General features: G+C 49.2%; 20 protein-coding genes and 1 tRNA gene. 8 read left to right on the top strand and 13 right to left on the bottom strand.

The window, feature by feature from the left end:
• Positions 1-212: 212 nt before the first annotated feature.
• From KDM87_RS17310 to KDM87_RS17290, 5 genes are all read left to right on the top strand, one after another.
• Positions 213-716 carry a nuclear transport factor 2 family protein gene (locus KDM87_RS17310; RefSeq protein WP_212680372.1) on the top strand — a complete coding sequence of 168 codons (504 nt, stop codon included), beginning with the start codon at positions 213-215 and terminating at the stop codon, positions 714-716.
• Between the two features lie 274 nt (positions 717-990).
• Entirely contained in the window at positions 991-1,302 is a 312-nt protein-coding gene (gene grxD / locus KDM87_RS17305) for a Grx4 family monothiol glutaredoxin (RefSeq protein ID WP_186884528.1), read from the top strand.
• An 11-nt stretch (positions 1,303-1,313) separates the two neighbouring features.
• Entirely contained in the window at positions 1,314-1,904 is a 591-nt protein-coding gene (locus KDM87_RS17300; RefSeq protein WP_212680371.1) for a UbiX family flavin prenyltransferase, read from the top strand.
• Positions 1,905-2,133: 229 nt separating this feature from the next.
• Positions 2,134-4,749, top strand: coding sequence for a BACON domain-containing protein (locus KDM87_RS17295; protein WP_212680370.1), 2,616 nt, complete (start codon positions 2,134-2,136; stop codon positions 4,747-4,749).
• Positions 4,750-5,377: 628 nt separating this feature from the next.
• The gene (locus KDM87_RS17290) at positions 5,378-7,456 is read left to right on the top strand and encodes an esterase-like activity of phytase family protein (protein ID WP_212680369.1); all 2,079 of its coding nucleotides are present in this window, start codon (positions 5,378-5,380) and stop codon (positions 7,454-7,456) included.
• A gap of 20 nt (positions 7,457-7,476) precedes the next feature.
• Here KDM87_RS17290 and KDM87_RS17285 read toward each other — a convergent pair whose 3' ends face one another.
• From KDM87_RS17285 to petA, 8 genes are all read right to left on the bottom strand, one after another.
• Positions 7,477-7,902 (bottom strand): hypothetical protein, encoded by a 426-nt coding sequence (locus KDM87_RS17285; protein ID WP_212680368.1) that lies wholly within the window; start codon positions 7,900-7,902, stop codon positions 7,477-7,479.
• Positions 7,875-10,061, bottom strand: a complete 2,187-nt coding sequence (locus KDM87_RS17280; RefSeq protein ID WP_212680367.1) for a S9 family peptidase — start codon at positions 10,059-10,061, stop codon at positions 7,875-7,877. Before KDM87_RS17280 ends, KDM87_RS17285 begins: the two co-directional genes overlap by 28 nt.
• A gap of 197 nt (positions 10,062-10,258) precedes the next feature.
• Positions 10,259-10,334 (bottom strand) — tRNA-Thr (locus KDM87_RS17275).
• A 57-nt stretch (positions 10,335-10,391) separates the two neighbouring features.
• The gene (locus KDM87_RS17270) at positions 10,392-10,901 is read right to left on the bottom strand and encodes a ClpXP protease specificity-enhancing factor (RefSeq protein WP_212680366.1); all 510 of its coding nucleotides are present in this window, start codon (positions 10,899-10,901) and stop codon (positions 10,392-10,394) included.
• Between the two features lie 124 nt (positions 10,902-11,025).
• Entirely contained in the window at positions 11,026-11,637 is a 612-nt protein-coding gene (locus KDM87_RS17265) for a glutathione S-transferase N-terminal domain-containing protein (protein ID WP_186884523.1), read from the bottom strand.
• A 157-nt stretch (positions 11,638-11,794) separates the two neighbouring features.
• A complete protein-coding gene (locus KDM87_RS17260) occupies positions 11,795-12,559 on the bottom strand; it encodes a cytochrome c1 (RefSeq protein ID WP_212680365.1) in 765 nt (254 codons plus the stop codon).
• A gap of 25 nt (positions 12,560-12,584) precedes the next feature.
• On the bottom strand, positions 12,585-13,997 hold the full coding sequence (locus tag KDM87_RS17255) for a cytochrome b (protein ID WP_212680426.1): 1,413 nt from the start codon (positions 13,995-13,997) through the stop codon (positions 12,585-12,587).
• Positions 13,997-14,611: a ubiquinol-cytochrome c reductase iron-sulfur subunit gene (gene petA, locus KDM87_RS17250; RefSeq protein ID WP_212680364.1), complete on the bottom strand. Its 615-nt coding sequence runs from the start codon at positions 14,609-14,611 to the stop codon at positions 13,997-13,999. The genes KDM87_RS17255 and petA overlap by 1 nt, the downstream gene beginning before the upstream one ends.
• Before the next feature lie 321 nt (positions 14,612-14,932).
• On the opposite strand from petA, the gene mscL reads away from it, so the two are divergent.
• Positions 14,933-15,352: a large conductance mechanosensitive channel protein MscL gene (gene mscL, locus KDM87_RS17245; protein WP_329604950.1), complete on the top strand. Its 420-nt coding sequence runs from the start codon at positions 14,933-14,935 to the stop codon at positions 15,350-15,352.
• A gap of 54 nt (positions 15,353-15,406) precedes the next feature.
• Here the strand turns inward: mscL and KDM87_RS17240 are convergent, their stop codons facing one another.
• A complete protein-coding gene (locus tag KDM87_RS17240) occupies positions 15,407-16,159 on the bottom strand; it encodes a Nif3-like dinuclear metal center hexameric protein (RefSeq protein WP_408058760.1) in 753 nt (250 codons plus the stop codon).
• Positions 16,160-16,184: 25 nt separating this feature from the next.
• Between KDM87_RS17240 and KDM87_RS17235 the strand changes: the two genes are divergently transcribed.
• Entirely contained in the window at positions 16,185-17,351 is a 1,167-nt protein-coding gene (locus KDM87_RS17235) for a Do family serine endopeptidase (protein ID WP_212680363.1), read from the top strand.
• Between the two features lie 21 nt (positions 17,352-17,372).
• Complete coding sequence (locus KDM87_RS17230; protein ID WP_212680362.1) at positions 17,373-18,041, top strand: DUF2461 domain-containing protein; 669 nt, start codon at positions 17,373-17,375, stop codon at positions 18,039-18,041.
• Positions 18,042-18,071: 30 nt separating this feature from the next.
• On the opposite strand, the gene tatC is transcribed toward KDM87_RS17230, so the two are convergent.
• Genes tatC through KDM87_RS17210 form a run of 4 tightly spaced genes read right to left on the bottom strand, consistent with a single transcriptional unit; the run spans position 18,072 to position 20,033 of the window.
• On the bottom strand, positions 18,072-18,833 hold the full coding sequence (gene tatC / locus KDM87_RS17225; RefSeq protein ID WP_212680361.1) for a twin-arginine translocase subunit TatC: 762 nt from the start codon (positions 18,831-18,833) through the stop codon (positions 18,072-18,074).
• Between the two features lie 45 nt (positions 18,834-18,878).
• Complete coding sequence (tatB, locus tag KDM87_RS17220; RefSeq protein ID WP_212680360.1) at positions 18,879-19,370, bottom strand: Sec-independent protein translocase protein TatB; 492 nt, start codon at positions 19,368-19,370, stop codon at positions 18,879-18,881.
• Positions 19,371-19,403: 33 nt separating this feature from the next.
• Complete coding sequence (gene tatA, locus KDM87_RS17215; RefSeq protein WP_212680359.1) at positions 19,404-19,625, bottom strand: Sec-independent protein translocase subunit TatA; 222 nt, start codon at positions 19,623-19,625, stop codon at positions 19,404-19,406.
• Positions 19,626-19,661: 36 nt separating this feature from the next.
• Positions 19,662-20,033, bottom strand: a complete 372-nt coding sequence (locus tag KDM87_RS17210; RefSeq protein WP_186884515.1) for a histidine triad nucleotide-binding protein — start codon at positions 20,031-20,033, stop codon at positions 19,662-19,664.
• Between the last annotated feature and the right edge of the window lie 45 nt (positions 20,034-20,078).

The following is a 20,078-nucleotide window of genomic DNA, read 5'->3' as shown; positions in this document are numbered from 1 at the left end:
CGACTTCTAACGGCAACAGCAAAAGATACTAGAGCATTTTAATGCAAACGCAGAGTACGTTTCATGCACCATTTTTTCTGTCAGCGCACCTTGCGAATGCATTTAACATATCCGTGCAGCGAGTCGTCGTTGTGGCGCACCATCTTGCTCATCGCCGCTGCCCCATCCACGGAAGTTGGCGTTATAACCCTGATTTCCGGATGCATACATAAATGAAAAAAGTATTATTCCTTGTGCTGATTGTGGCTGGCGGCTGGTGGTATTTCATCGGTGGGCGCAAGCTGTCGGACGGACATGTCAACGGTTTTTATCGCGATCTTGAAATCGCGACGTTACAGCGTCAGCCTGAGGCGATATGCGCGCTGCTGGCGCCGGATTTTCACTCTACCGGCAGCGTCAACACAGCCGGAAACACACAAACGGTGAACCAGAACAAGCAGCAAGCCTGCGACGCCTATCATGACTTGTATGCGACCTGGGAAAAGCTGGGCGAGAAGATGGGCGGCATGCTGCAACTGGATTCTCAATACACGATACACAGCATCGCGCTGTCGCCGGATGGCAAAACTGCCACGGTGGATGTCAGCAGTTCGCTGGACGTTGCCGGAACACTCATGCACATACGCTCGCGCAGCACGGATACGCTGGTCCGTCGCAACGGAAAAGTATTATTACTGCACAGCGCTGGCGTTGGTTCTGTCGGCGCGGGGTCTTAGCGCCGCTTCAAACGCCCCCCGCTCAGTCGGTATTGTGCGAGCCGGATTAGAAATCCTTGAGTTAGGTCAATCCCGGTTAAAACCATATACTCCCCCCATATTTTTACAAAAACATACTAATCTCCTTATATTCATTGGGTGTTAAACATATACTCCGGGGGAGTATATTTATTCCTCTAGTACAAAACAGCGCCTGCAGTCACGCTGTTGGCGCGCGGGAGCGCTGCCGGAGTTTCCTTTATAATGGCGGCACATTATTAACCAAGGAAAAGCCATGAGCGACGTTCAAAGCTGGATCAAAGAAACCGTTACCCAAAACCCTGTCGTGTTGTTCATGAAAGGGACTGCCCAATTCCCGCAATGCGGATTTTCCGGTCGTGCGGTGCAGGTATTGAAAGCCTGCGGCGTGCAGAATCTGGTGACTGTGAATGTGCTGGAAGACCCGGAAGTGCGTCAGGGCATCAAAGATTTTTCTAACTGGCCAACCGTACCGCAGCTGTACATCAAAGGCGAATTCATCGGCGGCTCTGACATCATGAATGAGATGTTTGAAAACGGCGAACTGCAAACCTTGTTGAAAGACTGAGCACCGTCGTGATGAGCACCAGCGCACCGCCGAAACAACGTCTGATCATCGCCATCACCGGCGCGACCGGCGCTGTGTATGGTGTGCGCTTGCTGCAGGTATTACAGGCAAACCCGGACGTCGAAACGCATCTGCTGATTTCTGAAGCCGGAGTCTTGAATCTGCATCAGGAACTCGACATGAAGCGCAAGGATGTCGAGGCCTTCGCGGATGTCGTGCATCATGTACGCGATGTCGGTGCCAGCATTGCCAGCGGCTCGTTTCAATCTGACGGCATGGTGGTTGCACCGTGCTCGATGAAAACACTGGCCTCGGTGGCGCATGGCATGTCAGATAATCTGATCACGCGCGCTGCCGATGTCGTGCTGAAAGAACGCCGTCGTCTGATATTAATGGTGCGGGAAACACCGTTCAATCTCGCCCATCTGCGCAATATGACGGCCGTGACTGAAATGGGCGGCATCATCTTCCCCCCGCTCCCCGGTTTCTACCACCGTCCGCAATCGATACAGGAAATGGTCGACCACACAGTCGGCCGCGTACTCGATATGTTCGCCCTACCGCACGAGCTGACACCGCGCTGGCAAGGTTTAAAAGAGTAATTTCAAACTTTTTCTGAAACTGAGAATGACCAACTACGCCTAGTATTATCGGCTCACACGTTCGTTCATTCATGCGAGCACGCAAACATTTCTAGTCTTTGAGTTACATAAAATTGACTCGATTAAAAATGTACATAACTTTATTTAAAACAATAAACAGGACAAATATTTATTATTCACAAATCAAGTGAAATATAATTGTAACAACTTGATTGTTTGGAGATACATTTTGTTACGGCAGATTTTATTGACTTTTGCACTACTTCTATTAAATGGTTGTGGTGGTGGCGGTAGTAGCAGTTCCACCTCTTCGACACCGGCGAATAATGTAACGCCTACCGCACCAATTACCTTTTCACAAAAGGTTCTTAACGCGAATGTTCAGAGCGGGACTTCCGGAACTGTATCAATACAGGCAGACGTCAACGACAGAAATATCTTTGCGGGTGCCAGCGCCATATATGTTTTGGTAGCAGATACCAACAAAGTACTTAATGGAGCGGTTAATCTGACGGCATTGAGTAACACGCAGTTCTCAGTAACTTTTATAACGTCATCTAAGTTGGCGCCAGGAAAATACAGCGGGAATTTTGAAGTTCACATCTGCAAAAATACCAATTGCACAAGTGAGTTTGTGCCTCCATTGATTTTGCCGTATGAGTTTAATATTTCACCGACTCCGCTGACTGTTTCAACGAAAGATGCAACTCAAATCACGATTCGTTATGGCTCACCTAAACCGGTCACAGTGCAAGCAAACGTTACATCCAATACTGTCGACTGGTCAGCGAGTAGTGACGCTCCTTGGCTAGAACTATCTAACATCAAAGGTACGGGCCCGGGCTCATTTGAAATTTCCATCTCTGCAAAAGGACTGCCAGTCAATACATACAACGGGAAAGTGACGATATCAACGCCAGATGGACAAACCTTCCCACTTAACTACGTGCTAAATGTCTTACCTGCATTCTTTTCAATCACAAGCGGCCTACCCAGTTTTAATGCTATCAATGGTGAAACCGTTCCGCCTCAGGTAATCAGTTTCGAACGACGCCAGGAGTTTGACAGCCTGGTGACAAACTGGACGGCGACCAGCTCCGCTGACTGGCTTATTGCTTCCGCACTTTCCGGCAAGACACCATCGTCGGTTTCTTTATATCCAAACCCATCCATAGGCAATCTTGCTACTGGAAAATATTCCGCACAATTTACGGTGCGAGCGCCAAATATGCAGGATTTCAACGTCCCGGTAGCGCTCACGTTAACAACACCGTCCCTAACGTCAGCGCAGACTTATATCAATTTTGGTGGCGCCAATGGCCGTGATTGGAGTCCACAGTCGCTGACTTTTCAACTAAATACAGGTACTAACTCTTGGCCTTGGAAATTCACCGTCCTCCCACCATGGCTAAAAAGCGAAGTTAGCGGTGGTAAAGTGAATGCCAGTGGAACAAGTGCCAAACTTCTGCCCGACCCTCTTGATTTACAAAAAGGAACAATATCTGCTGCCGTCAGCATTTCTGCAACTATTAACGGCGACACTGTTACATTGCCGGTAACCGCAAATATCAATATTGATCAAAGAAAATTACTTGTATCAGAATATGGTGTCAGCTTCAGTAGCACACCTCTGGGTAAGGCATTGAGTCGCACAATTGCTGTCAGCGACAATTTTGGAAGAACCCTGAACTGGAAAGCAATGACGGAAAGCAATTGGTTGAGTGTTACCACTTCAGGAAGCACTCCGTCCGACAAGCTGATGCTCACTGCTAATCCAGAAAAAATGGCTGACGGGCTACAAGAAGCAATCGTTACAATATCTTCGCCAACACCCGGAGTCGAACCAGTCATGGTCAGAGTCGGCGCCTGGAAATCTAATACGCCAGTTCCTTCTTTGCTCAAATTATCAGCAGATTATCGAAATATAGTTGCAGATAAAACTCGTCCATATATCTATGCCAACAACGGGGGCAGAGATATTGATGTTTTTAATGTTTACACCGGAACCAAAGTCGCAACACTCACTTCAATTTATGGCAACTTAAGCAATATGGCGGTATCGCCTGACGGGACGACTTTGTATGCAATCAATTCCTCGCAAAAGCTTGTTGACGTGTTTAACCTGATGACGATGCGCTATCAAAAGAGCTTGGAGACAGACAACGGGTATTACTCTGGCTGGGATTCCAAGGAATTTTCACTTAGTCTGCCATTGATCGCCATCAGACCTAATAACGTGAATGTGTTAGTCCTCGGCCATGGTCGCGCATATGTAGGCGAAAACCTTAATTTTAAAATTAACCAAAGCCTGAGTGCGACTTTTGCCCAGATTGGGGCGATGGAAGCCTCTTCTGATGGGCGGATCTTGTTTACCCAGAATATCGGCATCAATCCTGGAACAACAACCTCAATAGATGTCGACTATACGACACTTTTCTTCGGAAATTTGTTGCTAACAAAATTTACGGAAGGGACTACTCGTGGCAGCATTAGTGATGCGAAAATTGCAACCAATATTGATGGTTCAAAACTATATACAGCGGCCGATGCAACAAATAACTGCTCCGTAGTTAACCCCAAAACGATGATGGTTATTGGCAATTTATCGACGAACAACATGTATCCCAATGTTGTCAACACTTTAAATGATGGCCGTGTTATTTGTGGAAGATCCGATTCAGAGAATGGTTTTAATTTCTGGCTCTACGATAGTAACGGAACGCCAAAGAAAAGCTATCAAATGGACGCATTGAAGGCCAGGCGATTTGTCGTGATGCCAGACAGCCTTATGGCTGCAGGCTTAACAACAAATCCTTCAATCACATTCATTAACGTTGCACCGTGAGCGCCTTAAAATGAAAGAGGAGTCCTTTGCAATTTAATTTTTCTAACAAATGATGAGTACCGATCACAATCTGGTACTCATCTATTAAGTCTGCTAACGCATTGTATGCGTTAGCAGTACAAGGTTTCCATGGCAATTCCATAGGCCACAAGGGGAGTAACGTCTGCGTAACGCATCTTTCTCCCCTCCTATTTATCACCTCCGTCACATCTAGTTTCAGGCTAGTTGCATCCAATATAGGCCAACGTCCTTTTGTAGAGATTGTTTAGCGAAGTACCATCATCTAACCAGTTCTACTGGCTTTTTTGATAAAGCTGAACAGCTTGAAAGGGCAGCCAATAAATCCACGCAGCTGACTATGCCAGCTGGCTGACGCTGGTCTCCGCGGCCACACAGAATGGCGCGTATCGCCGCGTCTTCTCTCTCGTCACCCGCATAAGTTGTTCCACTTCTCTGTGCTGTTGTTATCTGCCATCGCTGTAATCACAGGGTCATATCTGGCCGCTACATTTTGTTACTTGCGATCACATCATCGCCCTGCACCCGGTAACGGCGTGCTTGCCAGCATCTCGTCAAACAACAGCGATTGCTGCAAAGCAGTTAACCTCGACAAGCACAGGATCAACACGTGAATCACAACAAAAATGTATCGCTGCTGGCCGCGCTGACGGCAAGCGCTCTGGTGGCCGCCTGCGGTGGCTCCGACACGACATCCACAGCCACCCCGGCACCAGTCGCACAAGCAGGCGTGTTTCTGGATGCCGCAGTGGAAGGTCTCGATTACACCAGCGGCACAGCAAAAGGGACAACACAAGCCGACGGCGGCTTTAGCTGCAATACTGGCGACAATATGAGTTTTTCTGTCGGCGGCGTCAGCCTGGGCTCGGCGCCATGTGCCACAGTGATCACGCCACTGAGCCTGGCGAATCAGAGCAACAGCAACGACGATAAAGTCGTCAATCGCCTGATGGCCTTGCAATTGCTGGATGAAGATAATGATCCATCGAATGGCATACGTTTATCCGCTGCAGTCAAAACGGCGCTGGCAGGTCAGGCGCTGGATTTTAACGCGAATGCGGCGACATTCAATACGGCGATGACGAATCTGCTGAGCAAGCTGCCAGCCAGCTATCAAAGCCGCAGCGTGGATGCTGATCGTCGCGCATTGGTCCGCGAACATTTTGAAGACACGCTCGCGTCCAAAATGGACAAGCCTGTCGTTGATGCGGTCACGCAAACTAATGCACTCGGCACGGTGGTGGCGAATGTGACGCGTTATCAGATCAAAGCGGCAGATGCGTTTTATGTTCCGTATGAAGGCACGAATGCAGCCGTGAAAGCGGACTTCCCGAAAGGCTTTTTGCCATCGTATGGTTCTGGTCTGACGTTTAAAGGCAAAGCGGCCGATGGTTCTCTGGAGTTCTACGGCATTACCGACCGCGGCCCAAATGGCGACGGCCCGAAAGTACCTAATTCAGTTGTGACCACGGGTGCAACTGGAACCAGCGACGCCAAATTTTTCCCTTCGCCGAGTTTCACGCCATCGATCGGTCTTATCTCCGTCGGTAAAAACGGCGCGACATTAAAATCATCGATGCCGATTAAATTCAGCAGCACCATCAATGCGTCCGGCTTATCGATCGCCGCTGGCAAAGTCGGCTCTTCCGGCGAGGTACCGCTGAACGATGCGATGAAATACGATGCCACCAGCAAAACCACCTTCAGCGATTATGGTCTGGATACCGAATCCGTCGTGCTCGACACGGCACGCGGTGTGTTCTGGGTGTCGGATGAATATGGTCCGTTCATTCTGAAGATCGATATGAATACCGGCATCATTCTGAAAAAATATCAGCCTGGTACCGGTACTGCCGATCTGCCTGCTGTGCTGCTGAAACGCCGCGCGAATCGTGGCATGGAAGGTCTGTCACTCGATGCAGGCACAGGTAAATTGCAGGGCTTTATTCAAAGCCCGCTGGATGACGGCAAAGCGTCGTATAAAGTGCCGGGCGCGACCGTTGCGACGAATGAAAGCATCAAGGATTACGCCAAATTCAACCGCTGGGTTGAGTTCGACCCAACGACCGAAAAAACCAAATTGTATGCATATCCGCTCGACAGCACGATGTATGCATCCGGCAAAACCGGCGGCGCGAAACTCGGCGATCTGGTCGCGCTCGGTGGCGGTAAATTCATCGTGATTGAGCAGGGTGCTGGTGTTGACGGCAAGATCTTCAATCGTCTGATGCTGGTGCAGATTACTACGGACGCGACTGATATTGCAGCGATGGGCACGGACCTCGAAAAAAGCAGCATGACAGGTGCAGCGGTCAATGGTGTGAATTATGCGAACGTGGTCACGCTCAAAAAGACCGTGTTGTTTGATCTGAACGGCGCTGGCTGGCTGGCAGAAAAAGCCGAAGGTCTGGCACTGGTCGATGACTACACGCTGGCATTGGTGAATGATGATGACTTCGGTCTGAAAACCCTGATTACCGATGCGAATGGTAAGACGGTCGAAGGTGCTGACATCACCAAATGCACGGTGGACGCGAATGGCGCATTGACCACCACAGCCGGTGCAACTGGCTGCGTTGCCGGTAACTCGGTACGCGTGGCTCGCGGTGCCGACAGCGAACGTCCGAATCGTTTGTGGCTGTTTAAATTTAATAAAAAGCTTGCTGACTTCGCTGTGCCTGCGCAGTAATGCACTCGGGCATAGCGCCGTTACTGTGACGTATTTTGATGTGACTTCAACGGCGTTGCGATAGCGTTACGCGGCACCTGATCTGAGACGAGCCGCCACCTGCGTGTGGCGGCTTTTTTATCCGCTATAAGCTGATCACGGCAGCGGCTAAGACCACCAGGAAATCGACCGGAGATCAGCAGCAAGCAGGTGCCGCTGGATGTCCGCAAAGCGCAAACGGCCTGCAAGCAAACATAAACAGAGCCAAAACGGGGGGCAAATCTAGCCGAAAACGGCTTAAATATACTCCCCCCAGTATTTTTTAAGCCCCTTGTTTTATGTTGAGAATAAGCGTTTTTTTGCGGATACTCCCCTGTTTTTTCATTTCTACGTAAAAAAAAGGACGCCGCAGCGTCCTTTTTTGCATCGTCATTCCGGCTTACAGTTTCTTTTGCAGAAATTCCCATTTCGCTTTTTGCAAAGACCAGATCGTCCAGTCTCCGCGCGGGCCGTGTCCGGCACCGGGATACAGTTGCAAGCTGTAATCTTTGCCATCTTTGATCAGCTCGTCGATCAGCATCACGGTATTTTGCGGATGCACATTGTCGTCCATCGTGCCATGCATGATCAGGATTTCACCATGCAAATCTTTCGCCGCTTTCAGCACGCTGCCCCGATCGTAACCGCTCGTATTTTCTTGCGGCAAGCCCATGTAACGCTCGGTATATACGCTGTCATACAAGCGCCAGTCGGTTACCGGAGCACCGACAAAACCGATCTTCCAGGCTTTGCTGTGCGTCATCGCATACGAGGTGAAATAGCCGCCGAAACTCCAGCCGTTCAGCGCGATTCTGTCCATGTCCGCCCAGCCTTGCGCACGCAACCACGCGAGGCCATCAAGCTGATCCTGCAATTCGAGTTGCCCCAGTTTTTTATGAATTGGCCAGGCGCTTGCCACGCCTTTATTACTCGCACTGCGATTATCCAGCACCCAGACAACATAGCCTTGCTGCGCGAGGAAGTGATGGTACAAATCATTCGACCAGCGGTCATTCACCTGGGGTGCCATCGGCCCCGCATACAGGTGCTGATACACCGGATATTTTTTTGCCGGATCAAAATCCGGCGGCAGGTACAACAGGCTTTCCAGTAAAAATCCATCGCGTGCGCGGATCTGCTGCTGAGTGACTTTGGCCAGACGCAGGCCACGCATTTTCTCTGGCATGCCAACGTCGTCGATCAGTCGGAGTTGTTTTCCTTCGTCGTTAAACAAAGCCTGCTTCGGCGTTTGCTTCAGGCTGCTCCAGCTATCAAGAAAATGGCTAAAAGTTTTGTTCCAGCGCACGTTGTGCGTACCCTTTTCCTGCGTCAGACGCTGCAAGCCTTCACCATTCAGACCCACGCTGTAGACATCGTTACCGATAGGGTTGCGCTGATTCGCAGAAAACAGGATGCGCTGACGTGCTTCGTCCACACCATACACGCTGCGCACATCCCAGTCGCCGCTGGTGATCACTTTTTGCAGCTGATAATGCTGATCATAACGATACAAATGACGATGCCCGCTGCGATCCGATTCCCAGATAAAGCCGCCGTCTTTCAGAAACACCGGAAACGGCAAACGTTCTGTCCATGCCGGGCTGGTCTCGCGCACGATCACTTTACTCTGCTGCATGTTCGCATCATACAAACGCAAATCGAGCCAGGTCTGCACTCGATCCTGCCAACCGGCCAGCAACTTGCCATCCGGCGTCCAGCCGACCTGCACGATCAGAGTTTCTTTTTCGGGATACGGGTTTTCTGTCCAGCTCAGTTTGCCATCTTTATCAACGATGCCTAATTTGACTGTGGGATTCGGGTCACCCGCTTTCGGATAACGGGTCAGATTCGTTTTTAATGGCTGCGCATGATCACCGCTGAGCGTGTAGACCGGCACTTTGCTTTCATCGAAATTCAGGAAGGCGAGTTTCTGTGAATCCGGCGCCCACCAGAATGCCCGCAATTTGCCGCGACCATATATTTCTTCCATATAGACCCAGTCGAGACGGCCATTCAAATTCGTCTCGCTGCCACCGGTGGTCAGACGTTTCTCTGTCGCGCTGGCGATATCGGTAAGATACAGGTCATTCCCTTTCAGATACGCGACCGATTTAGCATCCGGCGAAAGTATCGCTTCATCTTCGGCCTGATCCGGCGTATGCGTCAGTTCGCGCGCGCGTGCATTTTGCAGATCCAGCAGCCACAAATCATTTTTGTAGCTGAACAAATACGACTTCACCTCAGGCTGTACCTGCTGCCCCAGCTTTTCCGCCAGACTCTGCGCCGATTTATCATCGATTCCTGCGGCTTTCAAATAGCGCAGAATATTTCCATCGACCGTCAGCACCTGTTTTTCCCAGGTATTGGTATTCACAACCGAAAGCTTGACGACACCGTCTTTCATTTCCGACTCGATCAGACGATTTTGCTGATCCCACGACAAACGGGTCAGCGGACGAGGTTCGAATTTCTCTTTCTTCAGCGGGTGATACAGCATCTCCAGACTCAGCTTGCCGTCATCTGCTGCAGCCATCGCTGTGCTGGCGGACAGCAATGCCAACAAACCGCTTTTGATTATTTTTTTCATGGAACTCCTCTGTGTTTTTTATTCCGTGCTGCCAACACGGGCTCGTCAGCACGCGCTTGCGCTGTATGACCACATACAGCATTGCACAGTTCACCATTTCTGCTGAAAGACCGAGAATTATTCAGAACAATACCGTGATAAGAAAATACGACGAAAAAGAAAAAACCCACCGTTATTGCTAACGATGGGTTTTTAATTGGTGCCGGCTGCCGGAATCGAACTGGCTACCTGATGATTACAAGTCAACTGCTCTACCAAGTGAGCTAAGCCGGCGAAAATCTTACGCGTTTGCTTCGTTTCCGTTGCATTCCCGAAGACCAAGATTATAGGCTACTTTATTATTTTTAGCGAGGGCTTTTCTGATTTTTTTTCAGATTTTTTTTGTTCAGTGGACAAATCCACTTTTTCTTCGCCATCCGGTTTGGAACTGACTGCGGCCAGACCTAGCTTTCTTGGCGGCGCTTCGCTTTCAGGCGCTTCATTTTCTTCTGCGGATAACATTGCTTCCTGCGATTCTTCCAGCTCGGCAAAATCCAGCTCAAACGCCATTCCCTGACCATTCTCGCTTGCATAAATGGCCATCACATTCGCCACAGGAACGTAAATCTCGCGGGAAACGCCGCCGAATCGGGCTTTGAATGTCACGGCTTCGTTATCCATTTTCAGGCCACTGGTCGCGCCAAAGCTGATGTTCAGTACGATCTCGCCATTCCGGACAAATTCCATAGGCACCCGCGCACCGCCCTGCACTTTCACTGCCATATAAGGTGTATAGCCATTATCAGTACACCATTCGTAAATGGCACGCATGAAATAAGGTTTCGTCGATGTTTCTTGCATGATGCTTACTCAACAGATCAAAGTTTAAGAATAGATGGGGCCGATAAAAACAACAAGGCTGACTTGATGGAATAAGTCAGCCTTGTTGAAATACCGTTGATACAGAAGACGTATCAATCAGAGCTTAGCGACGCATCACTTTCTCGGAAGGTGTCAACGCTTCAATGTAGGCTGGACGGGAGAAAATGCGTTCAGCATATTTCATGATAGGCGCAGCGGTTTTCGACAACTCGATACCGTAGTGATCCAGACGCCACAACAAAGGTGCAATCGCGACGTCAAGCATAGAAAACTCATCGCCCAGCATGTATTTATTTTTGATAAATAAAGGTGCCAGTTGCGTCAGGCGATCACGAATTTCAGCGCGTGCTTTGTCTTGAATTTTAGCGGAACTGCTGCTCTTGTCGTTTTCCAGCGTATGCACGTGAACGAACAATTCTTTTTCAAAGTTAAACAGCATCAGACGTGCGCGTGCGCGTTGCAGCGGGTCTGCCGGCATCAGTTGCGGATGCGGGAAGCGTTCATCAATGTATTCGTTAATGATATTGGATTCATACAGAATCAGTTCACGTTCCACCAGAATCGGTACCTGACCATAAGGATTCATGGTCGAAATATCTTCCGGTTTATTAAACAGATCAACATCACGGATTTCAAAATCCATGCCTTTTTCAAACAGCACTAAACGGCAACGTTGAGAAAATGGGCAGGTTGTACCCGAATAGAGAACCATCATTTTTATAGTTCCTTAGAAACAATCAGGGCGAGGAGCCAATTTTGCGCGCCTCACCCCAAGGATTACTCGTCCGTTTACGACGGATAGAAACGGACGATCTTAGAAATTCCTGTCTTACGATAGTATGAATCGCAGACGCAAAACAGGAAACAATATCTTATTTTACTTCTTTCCAGTAAGAAGCATTCAAACGCCATGCAAGTGTTGCCAGCAATGCCATGAAAATCAGCACCACAACACCAAGGCGTTTGCGCGTATTTTGCGCCGGTTCGCCCATCCATTGCAAGTAGGCGACCAGATCGCCAACCTGATTATCGTAAGCAGCCTGATCGAGTGTGCCATCGGTTACTTTTTCGAAGCCAACAAATTTGTGTACGGTTTTAGATGCATCATGCGGATCTTTTTCTTCCACAAATTTAGCATCGCGAACGCCTTGCAACTCCCACAAGACGTGGGGCATACCAACATTCGGGAATACCATGTTATTCCAGCCTGTAGGGCGAGAATCGTCTTTGTAGTAAGTACGCAGATAGGTGTACAACCAATCTGCACCGGAACCAGCTTCCGAAGCACGGGCGCGGGCAATTACCGATAAATCCGGTGGCACCGCACCAAACCAGGTTTTAGCATCCTTGGCTGACATCGTGTTCTTCATCAGATCGCCCACTTTCTCGCCGGTAAACAGCAAGTTTTGTTTGATCTGATCATCCGTCAAACCGATATCTTTCAGGCGGTTATAACGCATTGCTGAGGCCGAGTGACAGTTCAGGCAGTAATTCACGAACAGCTTCGCACCATTCTGTAATGCCGCCATATCTGTGGAACGGTCAGGCGCACGATCCAGAGGGAATGTTGCACCAGCAGCCATCGCTAATGCAGGAACAAACGCCAGGACAGCGATTATTTTTTTAAGTAATTTCATGCTTATTCTTCCTCGCTTAGTTCGCTCAGTGTGCCGAAAATGTAACGCGCTTCGGCACTGGCTTAAATGTACCCATTGCGCTCCACCAAGGCATCAGCAGGAAGAAGCCGAAATAGATCACAGCACAAACCTGAGAGACACGCTCGCCAGTTGGGGATGGTGGCTGTACCCCGAGATAACCGAGGACAACAAACGCAATACCAAACACGATATACACATACTTATGCCAGTGAGGACGGTAGCGTATCGATTTCACAGGTGATACATCCAGCCATGGCAGGAAACCCAGAATCACAACGGAACCACCAAACAATACAACACCCCAGAATTTCGCATCCAGACCAAATGGCAGCATGCCGATAATTGCCAGCAATGCGACACCGGCAATCGCCATTTTGACGATCTGCGGCAACTTGGTTGTCAGCCAGATCAATGCGACATAAGCAGCAACACCAGCCTGAACTACGTATAAGAATTCAGATGTTGTGGCACGCAAGATCGAATAAAACGGTGTGAAATACCAGGTCGGCGCGATATGCAACGGCGTTTTCAGAGAATCGGCAGGAATGAAGTTGTTATATTCAAGGAAATAACCACCCATTTCAGGCGCAAAGAACACCACTGCGCTGAAGATCGTCAGGAACACTGTCACGCCGAAAATATCGTGGAAAGTGTAATAAGGGTGTGAAGGAACACCGTCAACAGGGTGTCCATCAGGTCCCAGATTTTCTTTGATTTCAATGCCATCCGGATTGTTAGAACCCACTTCGTGCAAAGCAATCAGATGTGCAGCTACCAGACCCAGTAACACCAAAGGAATCGCGATCACGTGGAAAGAGAAGAAACGATTCAATGTCGCATCTGATACCACATAGTCACCACGGATCCACAAAGAGAGATCAGGGCCGATGAAAGGAATCGCACCAAACAGATTCACAATAACCTGCGCACCCCAGTAAGACATTTGTCCCCATGGCAGCAGGTAACCGAAGAAAGCTTCCGCCATCAGGCACAGGAAAATGGCAAAACCAAACAACCAGATCAGCTCACGTGGCTTGCGATAGGATCCGTACAAGAAAGCACGGGTCATGTGCAGATACACAATGATGAAGAATGCAGAAGCGCCAGTTGAGTGCATGTAGCGCACCAGCCAGCCCCACGGCACATCGCGCATGATGTATTCCACGGAAGCAAACGCCAGATTCGCATCTGGTTTGTAGTGCATTACCAGGAAAATACCAGTCACGATCTGGATCACCAGCACCAGCATCGCCAGCGAGCCGAAGATGTACCAGAAGTTAAAATTCTTAGGAGCATAGTATTTGCCCCACTGATCATTCCACAGCTTCGATAACGGGAAGCGCGAATCGACCCAGTTCAAGGCTTTATCCACGACAGGAGCGTCCGCCGGGAGTTTTTTCTCAACAAATGCCATGATTAAGCCTCGCCTTTCTCATCTTTACCGATGACAATTTTGGTATCTGACAAAAACATGTGACGCGGCACATCCAGATTTTGAGGGGCTGGTTTATTTTTATAAACACGACCAGCCAGATCGAAAGTAGAACCGTGGCATGGGCATAGAAAACCACCTTGCCAGTCATCCGGCAACGACGGTTGCGCACCAGCCTGGAATTTGGAGCTTGGAGAACACCCCAGATGTGAACAGATACCGACAGTGATCAACAGCTCAGGATGTTCTTTACGTGAGCGGCTTTGTTTGTCGCAGTACTCAGGCATCTCCATCGTGTAAGGCTTTTTGGAGGTAGGATCCGCCACCTTATCTTCGGTTTTTGCCAGACTCGCCAGCATTTCCGGAGTACGCTTCAGAATCCAGACTGGCTTACCGCGCCACTCGACTGTCGTCATCTCACCCGGTTTCAAAGCTGAAATATCAACTTCCACCGGAGCACCAGCTGCTTTGGCTCGCTCAGATGGCTGGAAAGTGCTCACCAGTGCTCCTGCTGTTGCCAAACCTGCCACACCACCCGCCGCGCAAGTGGCGACGAGCAAACCGCGACGGCCAGAATCGACCTGCTTTTCGTTACTCATACCAACCCCAATCTGTCAAAAATCAAAACCCGATGAAGCTCAATCCAACTTCTAGCAACATTAAATTATAAAGTAGCTGGATATGCTTTTAAAGCAAAAGATACCCGAAACGCCCGTTTCAAGGCTTTTTTTCAACAACTTACACACTTTTTGATTTACTTCAGATCTTTTCCTGTACTTTGTGATTAAAGCAAAAGATTTGCGAAAAGATAATTGACAAAGCATCCTGATTATTCAGGCTACTTTCGGCCTTAAAATACAATCTAACTATCTTGGCAGCATTTGCCAATATATTCATCAATATATTTACGGAGAAAAATAATGAGCATGATGCAAGAATTTAAAGCTTTCGCAAGCAAGGGCAACGTGGTTGATCTGGCGGTCGGTGTCATTATCGGTGGCGCTTTCGGCAAAATCGTTGACTCTCTGGTGGGAGACGTTGTCATGCCTATCATCGGGCGCATCTTCGGCGGTCTGGATTTTTCCAACTATTATCTGCCGCTGAATGGTCAGGGAACAGCCATGACACTGATTGAGGCAAAAAAAGCTGGTGGCGTGCTCGCCTACGGCAGCTTCATTACAGTTGCGGTCAATTTCCTGATTCTGGCCTTTATCATTTTTCAAATGGTGCGCCTGTTTAATAAAATGAAAAAGGCAGAACCTGCGCCCGCCCCAGCACCGGTCGTAACGCCGGAAGATGTGTTATTGCTCAGAGAAATTCGCGACTCACTGAAAAAATAATAACAACGCAGCGTCAAAGGGATTGCCCGACGACTCCGGCAATCCCAACGGTTATCAGACCGGATTATCAATATCCACAAATATGTGTTCGATTCCAAACTTTTCCGCAAGCAAGCCGCCCAAGGCCTGAATACCATAACGTTCGGTCGCGTGATGACCACATGCCAGGTAAGCGACATCTGACTCCCTCGCTAAATGTACCGTGGGCTCAGAAATCTCACCGCTCAGATAGACACTTGCTCCTGCAGAGATCGCCGCATCCAACATTCCTTGCGCGGCACCGGTACACCATGCAATTTTTCCCAGAGGTGCCGCCGGCTCACCGATCAACAATGGCGAGCGCCCGAGACAAGCTTCAATATGCAAGGCAAATTGTCCTACAGTCGCAATCTCCGGCATTACTGAATGCCCGATCCAACCAAGCTCATCATCACCAAATCTCCCCTCAGCCTGCAAACCGAGTTCATGCGCCAGACGTGCGTTATTGCCGATCAGCGGATGCATGTCCAGCGGTAAGTGATAGGCAAATAAAGAGATATCATGTTGCAGCAAAAGTTTTAAGCGTTTATGTTTCTGCCCGATGACGCGCATATCCTCACCGCGCCAGAAATAACCGTGATGTACGAACACGGCATCAGCCTGAAGACGAACGGCTTCATTCAACAGTGCCAGACTGGCCGTCACCCCGGTAACAATGCGCTTAATTTCATTTCGTCCTTCCACCTGTACGCCATTTGGGCAATAATCACGAACACGGGCAAGCTGCAATTCTGCCTCTAGAAATTGGGCAAGTTCATCCCTACTTATTGAATTTACTTTCATCATTCACCTTATGCGACGTCTTTGGTTATTGTTTGCCCAGACTGTAACAGTTGGTCTGGCGGTTTGGTTTATTGTAACCACCTTAAAACCAGGCTGGGTAAATCAGCCATTCAACGCAACGCAGGGCGGCCCGATGGGGGCGGCACTCAGCCTGAAAGAAGCACCGGCAAACAGTGTCGGCGCGCAAAGTTCTTATCGTGGTGCGGCGCAGAAAGCCATGCCTTCGGTGGTCAATATCTACACCTCGAAAGAAATCCAACGTGCGCGCAATCCATTATTAAACGACCCGTTTTTGCGTCGTTTCTTTGGCGAGCAATCGAATCAGGGAACGGAACGACAATCCAGCCTGGGCTCAGGTGTTATTGTCAGTGCTGAAGGTTATATTCTGACTAATAATCACGTGGTAGAGTCCGCAGATGAAATTGATGTTGCCCTCGCCGACGGTCGCACTGCTGCAGCAAAAGTCGTCGGTACCGATCCGGAAACCGATCTGGCAGTCATCAAAATTAATCTGCCGAATATTCCTGCCATCACACTCGGACAACCCGACGATACTAAGGTCGGCGACGTTGTGCTGGCAATTGGCAATCCTTTTGGTGTCGGACAAACGGTGACGATGGGGATTATTTCTGCACTGGGTCGCAATAATCTGACCGACAATGCATTCCAGAATTTCATACAAACCGATGCAGCGATTAATCCGGGCAATTCTGGCGGCGCACTGGTTGATATCAATGGCAACCTGCTGGGGATCAATACAGCAATCTACTCTCAGAGCGGCGGCTCGGTCGGCATTGGCTTTGCGACACCGGTCTCGACGGTTAAAGCGGTCATGGAGCAAATTATCAGCCAGGGACAAGTGGTCCGTGGCTGGATTGGTGTTGAGCCTCAAGACATCACACCAGAGCTGGCAGAAAGCTTTGGACTGAAACAGAAATCGGGAGCAATTATTGCCGGTGTGATCCGTGGCGGGCCAGCAGACAAAGCCGGGATGAAGCCGGGTGATATTCTGGTCTCCATTGCAGGCAAGCCCGTCAGAGATACGACTGAAATGCTGAATCTGGTTGCACAACTGAAGCCCGGGAATACCGCAAAAATTACCGTGGTGAGAAATAAACAGGAACCCACTTTAGAAGTCACCGTTGGCAAGCGTCCGCCAAGTCGACGCGAAGAATAGACTGAGAATAGGCTGATATATATGCACCTGATTGATCTGCAAGCTTTTTTATCTGAGTTATCAGAAAACAATAATCGCGCGTGGTTCGTCATGAACAAGCCACGTTATGATATTTTGCGTACTGAGTTTTTACAAATGGTGACGGAGCTCATACTAGGCATACAAAAATTCGACCCCGCAATCGCCGGTTGCGAACCGAAGAAAGCCCTGTTCCGGATTAATCGCGACGTCCGTTTTGCTAAAGATAAATCGCCATACAAAACGACGTTTTCTTCGTCCATTTTACCGAGCGGACGCAAAAAACCCAGCGAAGGCGGCGGGCCAGCTTATTATTTTCAAATGGATGCTACAGGCAGATTATTTTTTGCCGTGGGCGAATATATGCCGCCATCTGACAGGTTGCGGGCAATCCGTCAGCACATCGTTGATGACGCAGCAGGATTTGAAAAAGTACTGAAAGATAAAAAGCTTAAACAGGCTTTCGGGGCACTGCAAGAAGAAGGAAAACTGAGTCGTCCACCGAAAGGGTTTGATGCAGATATGAAGCACATCGAGTACATCAAACTCAAAAATTTCATGGTGTGGACAGAATGTCCGCTGAAAGGTATGGACAGTGACGAGGTCAAGCACACCTTGTTACAAGGCTTCCAAAGTGCATTGCCATTGGTTCAATGGCTGCGCGCAGCATAATTCTGCGGGACGCTTTCTGTCCCGCAGCATCTACTCGGTTGTATCAGGCGACTGCGTTACGCGAACAAACAGTGGTGCAATAAGCAAACCCAGCTCATACAAAAACCACATTGGCAAGGCCAGCGAAAACTGGCTGACAATGTCCGGTGGCGTCACAATAGCCGCAATCACAAACGCGCCAACCACGACATAGGGTCGTATCGCTTTGAGTTTCTCAACCGTGACCAACCCCATGCGTACCAAAACAACGACAACAACCGGCACTTCGAAGGTCACGCCGAAGGCAAGGCACATCGACATAATAAAATCTAAATAATTTTCGATATCCGGTGCGATGCTGATCGACGCTGGCGAAAATTCGTTGATGAATTTAAATACCCGGCCGAACACCAGAAAATAACAAAACGCGACACCGCCCAGAAACAGCAGCGATGAGGAAATGACCAGTGGTGCTACCAATCGCTTTTCATGGGTGTACAAGCCAGGCGCGACAAATGCCCAGACCTGATACAGTATCCACGGTAACGCCAGCATAAATGCCAGCAGCAAGGTCACCTTCATCGGTACCAGAAATGGCGAGATCACACCGGTTGCGATCATTTTCGATCCGGCGGGCAATGACGCCAGCATAGGCTGTGCGAGAAAATCATAAATAGCCGCAGGCCCCGGCCACAGCATTAAGGCAATACATGCGGCAGCAAGGCCGTAAACCGCTTTCACCAGACGGTCGCGCAACTCAACCAGATGAGAAATGAAGGTTTCCTCAGCGCCGTGTTCAATCTTATCGCTCATGCGAATACCACCCAAAATAAAGAGCGCAGGGACATAAAAGAGGAATCAAAAAAAACTGACAGGTGGACGGGCTTTTGCCCTGTGTCTTGCCATCCGGGCAGAACCGGACACGATATGATTGCGCTGGCCATGACGGCTTTTGTACCAGCCAGGAACTGCCGATGTTTTCGCAAGACGCTTGCGACGGAAATCTTTTGCTTTCTCGCTGACCTGTGCTTGCGTAACGGAAAATGGCGTCGGCAAATCAGCTTGGGCATCACGCTCAATCGATCGCAGCTCGTTCTCTGCGTCCTGCAGTGACGCGCTGACAGATTGCTCTATATTCTGAGCTGCCTCCTGCACGTCTTTCTGCATTTTACGTAATTCTTCGAGTTCAATTTCTTTACTGACTTCGGCCTTCACATCGCTGATGTAACGCTGGGCACGCCCAAGCAAAGTGCCCGCCATGCGGGCAACTTTCGGTAACTTTTCCGGACCGATGACGATCAAGGCAACAACACCGATCAATGCCAGTTTGCTGATACCAAGATCAATCATGGCCGTATCTCACAGAAGTCAGCACCACTTGCTTCACTGTTTCGATTTTTCTTTAGCGTCAACATCAATCGTGCTTTTATCTGCCACTTGCTGAGTCGCAGCGGATGATTTTTCTTCTTCACCTTTAACGCCGTCTTTAAACCCTTTGACAGCCTTACCAAGATCAGCACCAACGTTACCAAGTTTTTTGGTGCCGAAAACTAAAATAACCACGACTAAAACGATTAGCCAGTGCCAGATACTGAATGAACCCATGTTTGACTCCCAGGAGAGCGATGCTCTCTAAAAAAATTAGCGTTGTCCGCGCCAAGGCTGCGGACCACCGATCAGATGCGTGTGCAGATGATACACTTCCTGCCCGCCATCCGGCCCTGTGTTAATCAGGGTTTTATAGCCACCCGATAAACTTCCATCTGCCATCACCGTTGGTGCACAACCATGCTCAGTCGCAAGCTTGGGCACCAGCGCCAGCATTTTCCCCAGCAATTCCGTATGCTCTGACTGTGCGGAAGACAAGGTATCTATGTGCTTTTTTGGAATAATCAATAAGTGCACCGGTGCAGCAGGATGAATATCCTTAAACGCCAGTAAGCTCTCATCTTCATACACTATCGTTGATGGAATTTGCTTGGCAACAATTTTACAGAAGATACAATTATCCACGTTTATCCGATCAAATTAAACAAGGGAAATAATTCTCAGAACCAA

Source organism: Cognatundibacterium rivi (assembly GCF_018139565.1).
In the GTDB taxonomy this organism is placed as follows: Bacteria; Pseudomonadota; Gammaproteobacteria; order Burkholderiales; family Burkholderiaceae_D; genus Undibacterium; species Undibacterium rivi.
This window is presented reverse-complemented; position numbering and strand designations above follow the sequence as displayed.